This window comes from Salmonella sp. 3C, assembly GCF_025426275.1.
Lineage (GTDB): Bacteria > Pseudomonadota > Gammaproteobacteria > Enterobacterales > Enterobacteriaceae > Salmonella > Salmonella enterica.
Genome location: NZ_CP104858.1, coordinates 4,196,778 through 4,209,527, shown reverse-complemented (window position 1 = coordinate 4,209,527; position 12,750 = coordinate 4,196,778). Strand labels below are relative to the sequence as shown.

Here is a 12,750-nt window from a genome sequence, read left to right as displayed (position 1 = left end):
TTTGTCAGGCCCGCAAATCCTCGCGGCAAAAAATTATTTTCCCGCCTCCGGATGGGTATCAAATGCAGCCATTACCGCGGCCAGCTCCGCCTCGGTAAAACCGTGCTTTACATCATTTACGCCGAGACCAAACTGCTGCTGAAGTAACTGATACAACGACGGTACATCCGGTACATTGACCTGTTCAACGGCATGTCCCTGGTGGTAACGCGTGAAGTGGAAATTCGTTAATGTCAGCTTGCCGCCATCAGGCAAATGGCGGCACATCAACAAATGATGACGAAAATGGGATTGCGGCCAGTGAGCCGACCAGAAATTGCCCATCACATGATCGCTCTGCTGCTGCACCCCCAGATCAAAACAGTACATCGACTGCCAGTGCTCATGGTGGCGGAATTGTAAAATCCATGTGCTTCCCTCCTGCATCAGGCGGTATTCGCCATGCGGCGTTTGCTGGGCAATTTCAGCCTGCAGACGAAGCGGCGCGGTTAGCGTTTGGCCGCCAAACCCCACGTCAGCGATCCACTGTTCATCCTCAACATCAACCAGCAGCAAACGGTGCGTGCGCGGCGGTAAACTGGCGGGATGAGACAGAATGACCCGCCCCAATAAGCTTCGGACGTTAAAACCGATGTCGCGTAACGCACGTTCAAACAGACCATTCAGTTCAAAACAGTATCCACCGCGTCGGGCATAAAGCAGTTTCTCCTCTAATGCCGTCTCATCGAGCTGTATTTCACGAGGCAGTAGCACATCCAGATTTTCAAAAGGAATCGCGCAGTTGTGCGCTAAGTGAAGCGTTCTGAGCGCTTCAACCGTAGGAACCCCCAACGGCTGACAATGTAATCGCGTAAAATAAGCATGTAAAAAAGAGGTCATCTGAGGCTTCCATTAACATTAATGCTTGCGTTCGGCACACAGGCTGAGGCGGATATCGCTGCGCAACAGGATACCCTATCCGTGGAATAGCGTTGGATACTTTTGAAAAAATAAGACAGGCCGGCTGTCGCGCCGGAGGTACGTGGAATTTTGGCGTACAAACGGAAATCGGGTTCTGAGAATCTCTTTGCGACACGCCGCCAAAATAGCGGCGTGTTAAAATTTTTAACGCCGGCTCAGCGAGTCTGATTTCTAACAAAACTGGCTAAACATAAACGCTTTTTAATAATTGTCCAAATAGTTATGGTAGCGAGCTTTTATGTCGGCCGCCCATTGCGCTTTCGCCTCCTGCATGTTGCTGGCCCGAGCGATATAATATTCTAAACACGGAATGGCGCCTAATGCCTGAGGTAAGGCATTATATGCTGCCATTCGCTCTCTGACGGTTTTATATTTTTCATCAATATCATAATCATAGTACGCTGGCGCTTCAAAAAAGCCCTCTTCCAGTCTCATACAAATCTCTTCAAAGGACCCCTTAACCTCAACGGTATGTTCGCCATCCGATATCCTGACGATTGGCTCACGTCCAGCCATCAGCGAGAGTTGTTCGAATGTTAACCTCCGACCATCAGAAAGGTCGGCATCTATAGTATACAGCCCATCACACACAGCATCAGCAAGGTGATTATGGATATTCCCTGCATTGGCACAGAACTCATCAACTTTAGGCGTAACATTGCAATAATGTTCAATTACTCGCGTAAATCCGTAGGCCAGTCCTGCGGTAAGCACATACAAGATGCCTTTCATGATTTTTGTTGATAATTTATTTTCATAATCTCCTGCAGCAACATGAGGTAGCTTATTTCCTGATAAAGCTCTGGCATAGGTAGAAACTGATGTATATGGCATATCCTGCTCCTTCAAATTTTGCTCAATAGCTTTATATGTCCTACTCCTCTCTCATTATGACGATATGTCAATCAACAAAATTGCTCAAAGGCATACATTTTCAGGAGGAAATGAGAATAACAGGCGCAACGGCCTGATCTTATGCTGCTTCAATATCGTCAGGTGGTTTATCGTTCGAGGTCATATCTATGACCATAAATCCCTGCAGGGATTAACCCTGATTAATTATTGCGCAACGCAATCACTGCGGATTTGTGCTGAAAGCTTATCTGGCTGAATCGTGACCACACCGCACCACATCTGACCGCACAAATAAACACGACATCCTCATTTTCTTCTTTCCGTATGTTTTGCGTCATTTAACAATTGCAGGTAGGATGCTCCGCCGGCGGTTTTATCCCTGTCACAGAATCAGGGAAAAGCGGCATTCGCCATTGCAGGCAATCGATTGGTGAGCGCCCGTCGCGGCATAAGGAATTTTTCTGTCAGGACAGGCTATAACAGGTAACGTAATGAAAACACAGACTACGCACGCCGCAGAACAACATGCGGCGAAACGACGCTGGCTGAACGCCCATGAAGAGGGGTATCACAAAGCGATGGGGAATCGTCAGGTTCAGATGATTGCTATCGGCGGCGCGATTGGCACCGGTTTATTTTTAGGTGCAGGCGCCCGATTGCAAATGGCCGGACCGGCACTGGCGCTGGTCTATCTGATATGCGGCATTTTTTCTTTTTTCATTTTACGCGCGCTGGGCGAACTGGTATTGCATCGCCCTTCCAGCGGGAGCTTCGTCTCCTACGCCCGTGAATTTTTGGGTGAAAAAGCGGCCTACGTCGCAGGCTGGATGTACTTTATTAACTGGGCGATGACCGGGATCGTCGATATCACCGCAGTGGCGTTATACATGCACTACTGGGGCGCATTTGGCGACGTTCCGCAATGGGTGTTCGCGCTCGGCGCGTTAACCATTGTCGGTACCATGAACATGATCGGCGTAAAATGGTTTGCCGAAATGGAGTTCTGGTTCGCGCTGATAAAAGTACTCGCCATTGTTATCTTCCTGGTGGTAGGCACGATTTTTCTCGGTACCGGTCAACCGCTTGAGGGTAATGCCACCGGTTTTCACCTGATTACAGATAATGGCGGCTTTTTCCCGCACGGCCTGTTGCCCGCGCTGGTACTGATTCAGGGCGTAGTGTTCGCTTTTGCGTCGATTGAACTGGTCGGTACCGCCGCTGGGGAGTGCAAAGATCCACAGACGATGGTGCCAAAAGCCATCAATAGCGTGATCTGGCGTATTGGTCTTTTCTATGTAGGATCGGTCGTATTGCTGGTTTTGCTGCTGCCGTGGAACGCCTACCAGGCGGGGCAAAGTCCGTTTGTCACCTTCTTTTCTAAACTTGGCGTGCCTTATATCGGCAGTATTATGAATATCGTGGTGTTAACCGCCGCGCTTTCCAGCCTGAACTCCGGGCTTTACTGTACGGGGAGAATTTTACGTTCAATGTCGATGGGGGGGTCCGCGCCGAAATTCATGGCGAAAATGAGCCGTCAGCATGTGCCCTATGCGGGTATACTGGCGACTCTGGTGGTTTACGTGGTCGGCGTATTCCTGAATTACCTGGTCCCCTCCCGCGTGTTTGAGATCGTTCTTAATTTTGCCTCGCTCGGCATTATCGCGTCGTGGGCGTTTATCATGGTGTGCCAGATGCGTTTACGCCAGGCGATAAAAGAAGGCAAAGCCGCAGACGTCAGTTTTAAACTGCCCGGCGCGCCTTTTACCTCCTGGCTAACGCTGCTGTTTTTACTAAGCGTGCTGGTACTCATGGCGTTTGACTACCCGAATGGAACTTACACTATCGCCTCGTTGCCGCTGATCGCCATTCTGCTGGTCGCCGGCTGGTTTGGCGTGCGACGTCGCGTGGCGGAGATCCATCGCACTGCGCCAGTGACGGCGGATTCGACAGAGAGTGTCGTATTGAAAGAAGAAGCAGCGACATAACATTCCCCTTCCCCGGCAGCCCCAGGCCTGCCGGGTTTAATGCGCGTTGCCGCCAACACCGCATCGCGCCCAATGCTTAGTCAGCCTTAATCAACTGCGCCACATCATTGCTGTTAATTTCCCGCTGGTTGCCTTCCTGATCGGTATAACTGGTCATCCCCGTCTCTTTATCTAACTGCGGCTTACTCTGAGTTACGATCGTTTGCCCATTCTTCGTCGTCATCACATAGTTGGTTGTACAACCCGCAAGCATAAAAAACATCATGCCCAAACCTGAGCATATAAATAACTTTTTCATATTTTCCTCGTGAATATAATGAGTTAACTACAGCAAAAAGGCAGTGTAATTCTCACAGAATCATCAGGCTATCGGCGGGGTGTAACGAGGCGTATCGGTGCGTTTAAAGAGATGACTGGAGGGGTTTCCCCCTCCATACCCTATTTACAGAGCAATGCGAATAACATCATCCGGCTGCGTCGCTTCCTGTTCACGTGTCGATTTCTGCTTCACGCTGACGTAGAGCGTTTTACCGTCTGCCGATAGCGCCAGGCTATTCGGGTACGTCGGCGTATCGAACGTTTTAACAACGTTATAGGTCTTCGCATCGATCACGCTGACCTGACCTGCCTGACGATGTGTCACATACGCCTCGTTACGTGTCGGGTTAAACAGGACGGCCAAAGAAGCAGGCGCCGCGATTTTGGCAAGAATATTGCCATTACGGGTATCGACAACCAGAACCTCAGTCGCCTTCGAGTCGGTGATAAACGCGCGATGACCTGCGGTATCGAGACTCAGGTTAATAAAGAAGTGTTCTTTACCGTCATCCAGCAACTTCTTACGACTGAGAATTTTATTGCTGGCGGTATAGATGGTGATAAATTCGCCATCCGCATTGGTGGTGTACAGGCGTTGCGCTTTACTGTCGAGCGCCAGACCCGTACTCATTTTGCCGGTATTTTCGATCGTCGTTTTCAGTTTGATGGTTTCGCCATCCACTACCCAAATAGCACTCTCTTTACCAACACCGCTAATGTAGATCGTGTTGGTCGCCGCATCGGCAACCAGCTCACGGGGCTGTAACGGACGAACCTCTTCAGTACGTTTGCGCGCATCAAGTACCAGACGACCTTTTACATCACCCGTTTTGGCATCAATCGCGGTAACAGCGCTGTTAATGGTATTGCCAAACCACAGCGTTTGGGTCGCGGCATTGATGGTGGCGCCGAACGGCTTGAGATCGTTATGAATCGCTTGCGTGATTTCCAGCGTCACCGGGTCGAGACGATAAACTACGCCGCCTTTATCCAGTTTACGGCTTTGCGATGTAGCCAGCCAGAGCGCGTTTTCTTGCTGACTCCAGGCCATCTCATAAGCGCCTTTGCCTACTGCTTTACGCAGCATGTCTTCCGCCGCCAGCGTGCTAAATGAGGATGCCACGAGGAGCGAACCTAACAATAAAGAACCACGCAGGCGCGGCGAAAAAAGATGACGTAAGTGCATGACGACTCCCTTTGATAAAAACGTGTATAGCTGCTTCACACTACTTCGCTGCGCGGGATCTTCGTTCCGCACTTATTATAAGTTGAGAATAATAATCATTATTTATCAGAAAGTGGAGCTTTTCCTCGCCTGCGAATGTCATGGCTCTTAAATACCGCACATTTTCTTAACTTAATGTGCGATTAAAATTTCAAAACTTTACATATTGACTACCCTTAATGTCACGTTTTCCGTTGATACGCTTACATTTATCCGGCATTTTCATGAAAATTATTTCCGTTAGACAGCGACTTTATCCCGCCCTCTTATTGCCTCTGACCTTCTCCCCGGTCCTTCAGGCCGCCAGCGCGTCCAATGAACAAACCATGATAGTCACCGCAACGCCGCAAACCGTATCCGAACTGGATACACCTGCCGCCGTTAGCGTCATTGAGGGAGAAGACATGCGTCTGGCGACGCCGCGCGTTAATTTATCTGAGACTTTAACCAGCGTCCCGGGATTGCAGGTGCAGAACCGGCAGAACTACGCGCAGGATCTGCAAATCTCTATCCGTGGATTTGGCTCGCGTTCCGCCTTTGGCGTGCGCGGCATTCGTCTGTATGTTGATGGCATTCCCGCCACCATGCCGGATGGACAAGGCCAGATTTCGAATATTGATATTAACAGCATACAAGACGTTGAAGTGTTACGCGGCCCCTTCTCAGCGCTATACGGCAATGCTTCCGGCGGCGTAATAAATGTCACCACCGAAACCGGGAGACAGCCGCCCACCCTTGAGGCCAGCAGCTACTACGGCAGTTATGGAAGCTGGCGCTATGGGCTAAAAGCCACGGGCGCGATGGGTGACGGCACACAGCCTGGCGACGTGGATTACACGGTATCAACTACCCGTTTCACCACCCACGGCTACCGCGATCACAGCGGCGCGCGAAAAAATCTGGCTAATGCCAAACTGGGCGTGCGCCTTGACGATGTCAGTAAACTTTCGCTGATTTTTAATAGTGTGGACATTAAGGCGGACGATCCCGGCGGACTTACCGAATCTGAATGGAAAGCCGATCCGCAACAGGCGCCGCGCGCTGAACAGTACAATACGCGTAAAACCATCAAACAAACTCAGGCAGGATTGCGTTATGAACGTCAGCTCAGCGCGCAGGATGATATCAGCGTGATGGCCTACGCCGGAGAGCGGGAAACCACGCAATACCAGTCTATTCCCCTGGTGGCACAGCTAAAACCAGCCCAGGCTGGCGGCGTAATTACACTGCAACGCCACTATCAGGGAATTGATTCCCGCTGGACTCACCGGGGAGAATTAGGTGTGCCGGTCACCTTCACTGGCGGGTTAAACTATGAAAACATGAGCGAAAACCGCAAGGGTTACAATAATTTCCGTCTCAACAACGGCACCCCTGAGTTCGGGCATAAAGGCGATTTACGGCGGGATGAGCGTAACCTGATGTGGAATGTCGATCCTTATCTGCAAACCCAGTGGCAGCTTACGCAAAAACTCTCGCTGGATGCTGGCGTGCGCTACAGTTCCGTGTGGTTCGATTCTAACGATCACTATATCGCGCCCGGCAATGGCGATGACAGCGGCGACGCCAGCTATCACCACTGGCTACCCGCCGGATCGCTAAAATATGCGTTAACTGACGCCTGGAATCTCTATCTTGCTGCCGGTCGCGGATTTGAAACTCCCACTATCAATGAACTTTCTTATCGCGCTGACGGCCAAAGCGGGTTCAACTTTGACCTCAAACCGTCGACCAATGATACGGTGGAAGTCGGCAGTAAAACGCGGATTGGCAATGGCTTGTTGACCGCCGCGTTATTTCAAACCGATACCGATGATGAAATTGTCGTCGCCAGTAGTATGGGAGGACGCACTACCTACAAAAACGCGGGCAAAACGCGCCGCCAGGGCGCAGAGCTCGCGTTGGACCAGCGCTTCGCCGGCGACTGGCGGGTGAAAGCATCATGGACCTGGCTGGATGCGACCTATCGCAGTAACGTTTGTCAGGGGCAAAACTGTGATGGAAACCGGATGCCCGGCATCGCCCGTAATATGGGATTCGCCTCATTAGGTTTTATCCCGGATGAGGGGTGGTACGCCGGAACAGACGTTCGGTATATGGGCGATATCATGGCCAATGATGAAAATACCGCCAAAGCGCCTTCGTATACCGTTGTTGGACTAAATACAGGGTATAAATTTAATTACAGTCAGCTTACCGTCGATATTTTTGGGCGGGTAGATAATCTATTTGATAAAGAATATATCGGTTCGGTGATCGTTAATGAATCTAATGGCCGATATTATGAGCCAGCGCCAGGGCGTAACTATGGCGTGGGGATTAATCTGGCATGGCAATTTGAATAAATATCCGGCAATAGCGGGGCATCCCCGCTATTGATTAGTCATAGTTTCATGAAAGTTACATGAAGTACTGATTTTTAATCGTCGCTACGTTTTGTTGCAAAACGTTCTGTAGGCAGTGGCGACTGGCTTCTTTATCACCAGTCACTAACGCATTAAGCAATTTTCTGTACAGATTAACGCCGTTTTGATAATCATCAAGTTTAAAATTATCATATAAAAAATGCAGACTTGGCCCCAGGCGTACCCATAATTGCTCGATCATGGCATACAGCGTTGGCATATCCGCGTAGTGGTAGATCTCAAAGCGGAATGCGCGGTTGGCCAAAAGAATTTTCTCCATAACGCCACTTTCCAGCGCCTGTTGAAATTCATCTAATAGCGCATTCAGCGTCTGCTCGCGATCCGGGGTAATCTTACCCGCAGCGGCGACCACCGCCATCTCCTCCAGGGCAGTACGAATCGTATTAATTTCCAGCAAACTTTCCAGCGAGATCTCCGGCACCATAAACGCCTGTGCTGGCGCCACCGCCAAAGCACTGGAAGAGACCAGCCTTAACAGGGCCTCACGCACTGGCGTAATACTGACGCCTAACTCTTGAGCGATATTTTTAGTGATAAGCCTTGCGCCTGGTTTTAATGCGCCAATAGACAATTGATGCTTTAACCGATTTTCAACCTGTGTGGTCAGGCTTATATGTTGTGTTTTTTCCGTACCCGGCATTTTCCTTCCTTCACCTCTTGGCAGAACAACATCGCAATCGAGTCCCGAAGAAGTTTCGGAACTTAATTGTAAAAAAGATAATCCAGGCCTGAACGGCCAAATAAATAAAAGTGATAATTTACTTGCGTGATATTCTCATCTTTTACAACAATACAGGTTTCTTTATGGCAACCGTTTTATCTCCGTCATTCCTTCATGTATCGAGATTTTTGACCGGTTCAGGCCGCTGAGCGAGATAAGCTGCCCCACCGCGATCTGAATGATGAATATAAGTAAAGCCGGAATTTTAAAATTTGCACATTTTTATGGCGACATAATGCCGCCATTTTTTCTTTACGCATCGTCCGCTAAACGTATCACGACTTTGCCAAAGTTCTTCCCCGCCAGCAGCCCCATAAACGCTTCTGGCGCATTTTCCAGCCCATCAGTAATCTGCTCCCGGTAATGTATTTTCCCTTCTTTGATCCAACGCCCCATTTCTTGCTGAAACTCATGTATCCGGTGACCATAGTCCTGGTTGATGATAAAACCTTGCAGACGAATACGCTTTTTAAGTAATGTCGCCATCAGCAGAGGCAGTCTGTCTGGACCGTCCGGCAACGCTGTCGCATTGTAGCCGCTGACCAGACCGCAGAGCGGAATCCGCGCCGACGTATTCAGTAGCGGTAAGACGGCGTCAAAGACTTTACCACCGACATTCTCATAATAGATATCGATACCCTGCGGGCAGGCCTGCGCAAGCTGTTGTGGGAAATTATCAGCGTGATGATCAAGGCACAGATCAAATCCCAAAACGTCTGTCGCATGACGGCATTTTTCCGCGCCGCCAGCAATACCCACGACCCGGCAGCCCTTCAGCTTACCAATTTGCCCAACCGTTGCGCCTACGGGGCCGGTGGCGGCGGCGACAACCAGCGTTTCGCCCTCTTTCGGCTGGCCGATATCCAGTAACCCCATATAGGCGGTAAACCCCGGCATTCCTAAAATACCCAATGACCAGGAAGGATGTTGCGGATTATCACCCAGCTTTACTAACCCTTCGCCATCTGAAATGTCATAATCCTGCCAGCCATTGTAACTCAACACCCATTCGTCTGGTCGGTAATCAGGATGGTTTGACGCGACAACGCGACTGACCGTACCGCCAACCATAACGCAGCCAGGTTCAACAGGCGGCGCATATGAGGGTTCATCGCTCATGCGGCCACGCATATAAGGGTCGAGTGATAAAAAAACGGTACGCAATAGCACCTGCCCTTCACCGGGCGTCGCGACGTCATCTTCTTCGAGGCGGAAGTTATCCATCTGCGGCGCGCCGTGGGGACGCGAGGCCAAAACCCAACGACGATTTCGGTTGGTCTGTTGCTTCATTCTATTCTCCTCATGCCTGGCATAATCCATCAATAATAGTCGAACATTAGCTTTCTGAGGGAGTTAAACACTCTCAGATATCAGGCTGTGCGCTTTTATGAACGACTTTCTTTCCCCTCTCGCTAAATATGAATTCTTGCGCTAATTCGTTGATTTATGCCGCCTTCAATAGTATTTCTAACACTATCGTAAACATTCCCTGGGGTTCCCTATGACGATTCGCTTTGCCGATAAAGCAGACTGCGCCGCGATTACCGAAATCTATAACCATGCGGTATTACATACTGCGGCCATCTGGAACGATCGGACGGTCGATACGGATAATCGCCTTGCCTGGTATGAGGCCCGTCAATTACTGGGCTATCCGGTGCTGGTAAGCGAAGAAAATGGCGTGGTGACTGGCTATGCATCATTTGGCGATTGGCGCAGTTTCGACGGTTTTCGCTATACCGTCGAGCACTCGGTTTATGTTCATCCGGCGCACCAGGGGAAAGGACTGGGGCGAAAGCTGCTCAGCAGACTGATCGACGAAGCCCGACGCTGCGGCAAGCATGTGATGGTGGCCGGTATTGAGTCACAGAATGCCGCCTCGATACGCCTGCATCATTCGCTGGGATTTACCGTTACCGCGCAAATGCCGCAGGTCGGCGTAAAATTTGGCCGTTGGTTAGATCTTACGTTTATGCAGCTCCAGCTTGATGAACACGCCGCGCCGGACGCCTGCTGATGAACCAGTCTTTGACGCTTATCTTTTTGATCGCCGCCGGCGTCGGGCTGGTGGTACAAAACAGTATTATGGTGCGTATTACGCAGACATCATCGACGATTCTGATCGCTATGCTGTTGAACTCGCTGGTAGGGATCGTTTTATTTGTGACGATATTGTGGTTTAAGCAAGGCGCTGCGGGTTTCGGCGAGCTGGTCGCCAGCGTTCGCTGGTGGACATTGATCCCCGGTCTGCTGGGGTCATTTTTTGTATTTGCCAGCATTAGCGGGTATCAGAACGTTGGCGCCGCGACGACTATCGCGGTACTGGTCGCCAGCCAGTTAATCGGCGGACTGGCGCTGGATATCGCGCGTAGCCACGGCGTCACGTTACGCGCAATGGTCGGGCCGGCGTTTGGCGCGCTGTTGCTGGTCATTGGCGCATGGCTGATTGCGAAGCGCCAGTTTTAATGGGTTACAGGATCGTGCCGCCTTTGGTGAGCTGCTCGCGGCGCGCGTCCCGATCTTCTTGATATTGCCTGCCGTGATGCGCGATAGCCGTGCGTAAACGCTGCTGCTGCACATAACGATCTTCGCGACGTAATTCAGCGTCATCGCTCAAGGCAATCAGCAATTCATTCATATGGGCAATTACGCTCTCCGCGATGGCGGCATCCACGCGGGCGCTCACTTCCTCCAGGTGCGACATAAGCTCTCCTACTCTTTATTCTGTAACAGCATGATTCGCCTATTATACGCGTTATTGTCGCCCGATGCGGTAATTCGCCGCTGCCCTCCTGATTTAACTTACGTCAAGTGAAAACACGGGGTTTAATAGACCGAGAATTCGCGCCTTTTTGCCTTTCTTCCGCCGTTTGCTTGCGTATAGACCCCGTAAAGTAGACGCGTGAAGAAGTCTAAGGGATAACAACGTGGCAAAATCTCTCTTGCGCAGCGGCAATCTGGATGATTATCAGGCCGTGGGCGGCGGCGGTCAGGCCGTATTTGAATCAGCATTGCAAATTCGCGAAACGCTTCGTCTGCGTAAACAGCAGGCGATGGTTGACTGTCTGGCGATTCCGCAACTTAACGATAATGGCGATCGGGTTGACTGGTATTCGCCGATTGAAGGTCAGGCGATAGCGTGGAAAGCGGCTGACGAAGAGACACGTTCTCGGGCTTTACGTTATTTAGCCAGCACTTTTGAAAGCGCGGCTGCACTCAGTCGCAAAAGTCTGCAATCCGGTAAAACAGCGCTCCAGCTATTTGGGTCGCTACTTGAGAAAGCGACGCAATTTCCCAGCGAAAATCATGTTTTCCTGGTTAACGGCAAACCGGTTATCACCTTCTGGGGATTCGTTAATCTCAACGAAAATACACGCGATGATGTGCTGGACTGCCTGCGGGTAACCGAGGCAATCCCCGACATCCCTCTGGTCGAGCCGGAGCCGGAGCCCGAAGAAAAGCCGCTGGTAGAGGCGGCATTTAGTCAGGCGGATGAACCTTTGTTAACGTCTGTCATTGAGCCGCCGAAAATGCCGGAGGAACCTGTTGCGCCGCCCGTTATCGTTAGCGAGCCGAAGCCGGCCACACCCATCCCGGTTGCTGAGGCGAAAAGAGCTCGCCGTCTACCGCTGTGGAGCTTACCTGTCGCTGCCGTGGTTATCGCCGCCGTCGCCACGCCTTTTTTCTGGCCATCTTCATCCGTTGACGGGGGGGCCTCTCCTGTTCGCGCCGCGCCTGTCGCTACCGCGAAAACTGACGTTACCCCATTGCCTGAACTCACCGCGCATTTGCCGCTGCATCGCGCTGAGGTGACGCCCGCCCCCAAATCGGCGCCGCTGCCGGAAGCGCCTGTTATCATTGCCGCTATTCCCAAAGACGCGCTGGTGATGGACAGTACGCAGATGAAGCTTGGAACCACGCGCTTTTTAAACGGTAGCTGGCGGGTCAGCGTGGATGTCAAAGATCCGATTACCGGCAAGCCGCCCTCTCTGCGTTATCAGATCCAAAATAACAAAGGTATCGCGCGCGTAGTACATGGCGATAACGTGGTTTGTCGGGCGGAAATTTTCTCTGGTCTGCATCAAACGGGCGAGCTGATGATTAAAAGTCGCGGCAATGCGCGCTGCACCGACGGTTCACGTTATCCGATGCCGGAAATTACCTGTAAAGCAGGCGTCAATGACGTCGCAACCTGTACCGCCCGTTATGGCGACCACGCGGCAATTCCGTTGACGTTTAAAAAGATAGGTGCCTGATTTT

At 51.1% G+C, this 12,750-nt stretch carries 12 protein-coding genes; 5 read left to right on the top strand and 7 right to left on the bottom strand.

Annotated elements, in window-relative coordinates; genetic code table 11:
* Positions 1 to 33 precede the first annotated feature (33 nt).
* Together nhoA and steA are read right to left on the bottom strand one after the other, a co-directional pair.
* Complete coding sequence (nhoA, locus tag N7E69_RS20330) at positions 34 to 879, bottom strand: N-hydroxyarylamine O-acetyltransferase (RefSeq protein WP_000200329.1); 846 nt, start codon at positions 877 to 879, stop codon at positions 34 to 36.
* 282 nt (positions 880 to 1,161) lie between these two features.
* Positions 1,162 to 1,794: a type III secretion system effector SteA gene (gene steA, locus N7E69_RS20325; protein ID WP_001147136.1), complete on the bottom strand. Its 633-nt coding sequence runs from the start codon at positions 1,792 to 1,794 to the stop codon at positions 1,162 to 1,164.
* A 512-nt stretch (positions 1,795 to 2,306) separates the two neighbouring features.
* Here steA and ansP point away from each other — a divergent pair.
* Positions 2,307 to 3,800, top strand: a complete 1,494-nt coding sequence (gene ansP / locus N7E69_RS20320) for an L-asparagine permease (protein ID WP_000857112.1) — start codon at positions 2,307 to 2,309, stop codon at positions 3,798 to 3,800.
* Between the two features lie 76 nt (positions 3,801 to 3,876).
* Here the strand turns inward: ansP and N7E69_RS20315 are convergent, their stop codons facing one another.
* Positions 3,877 to 4,098, bottom strand: coding sequence for a YgdI/YgdR family lipoprotein (locus N7E69_RS20315; RefSeq protein ID WP_000732364.1), 222 nt, complete (start codon positions 4,096 to 4,098; stop codon positions 3,877 to 3,879).
* Between the two features lie 144 nt (positions 4,099 to 4,242).
* Positions 4,243 to 5,304, bottom strand: a complete 1,062-nt coding sequence (locus tag N7E69_RS20310) for a YncE family protein (RefSeq protein ID WP_000550640.1) — start codon at positions 5,302 to 5,304, stop codon at positions 4,243 to 4,245.
* A gap of 263 nt (positions 5,305 to 5,567) precedes the next feature.
* On the opposite strand from N7E69_RS20310, the gene pqqU reads away from it, so the two are divergent.
* On the top strand, positions 5,568 to 7,688 hold the full coding sequence (gene pqqU / locus N7E69_RS20305; protein ID WP_000692059.1) for a TonB-dependent receptor PqqU: 2,121 nt from the start codon (positions 5,568 to 5,570) through the stop codon (positions 7,686 to 7,688).
* Between the two features lie 55 nt (positions 7,689 to 7,743).
* On the opposite strand, the gene mcbR is transcribed toward pqqU, so the two are convergent.
* Together mcbR and N7E69_RS20295 are read right to left on the bottom strand one after the other, a co-directional pair.
* Positions 7,744 to 8,409, bottom strand: coding sequence for a colanic acid/biofilm transcriptional regulator McbR (gene mcbR / locus N7E69_RS20300; protein ID WP_001119592.1), 666 nt, complete (start codon positions 8,407 to 8,409; stop codon positions 7,744 to 7,746).
* 333 nt (positions 8,410 to 8,742) lie between these two features.
* Positions 8,743 to 9,780, bottom strand: coding sequence for an NADP-dependent oxidoreductase (locus tag N7E69_RS20295; protein ID WP_001517827.1), 1,038 nt, complete (start codon positions 9,778 to 9,780; stop codon positions 8,743 to 8,745).
* A gap of 211 nt (positions 9,781 to 9,991) precedes the next feature.
* Between N7E69_RS20295 and mddA the strand changes: the two genes are divergently transcribed.
* Both mddA and N7E69_RS20285 read left to right on the top strand, forming a co-directional pair.
* Entirely contained in the window at positions 9,992 to 10,507 is a 516-nt protein-coding gene (gene mddA, locus N7E69_RS20290) for an L-methionine sulfoximine/L-methionine sulfone acetyltransferase (RefSeq protein WP_000155373.1), read from the top strand.
* A complete protein-coding gene (locus N7E69_RS20285; protein ID WP_001076565.1) occupies positions 10,507 to 10,956 on the top strand; it encodes a DMT family transporter in 450 nt (149 codons plus the stop codon). The genes mddA and N7E69_RS20285 overlap by 1 nt, the downstream gene beginning before the upstream one ends.
* Before the next feature lie 4 nt (positions 10,957 to 10,960).
* On the opposite strand, the gene N7E69_RS20280 is transcribed toward N7E69_RS20285, so the two are convergent.
* Positions 10,961 to 11,194 (bottom strand): YdcY family protein, encoded by a 234-nt coding sequence (locus N7E69_RS20280; RefSeq protein ID WP_000018720.1) that lies wholly within the window; start codon positions 11,192 to 11,194, stop codon positions 10,961 to 10,963.
* Between the two features lie 223 nt (positions 11,195 to 11,417).
* On the opposite strand from N7E69_RS20280, the gene srfA reads away from it, so the two are divergent.
* Positions 11,418 to 12,746 (top strand): virulence-associated effector SrfA, encoded by a 1,329-nt coding sequence (gene srfA / locus N7E69_RS20275; RefSeq protein ID WP_001129966.1) that lies wholly within the window; start codon positions 11,418 to 11,420, stop codon positions 12,744 to 12,746.
* Positions 12,747 to 12,750 lie beyond the last annotated feature (4 nt).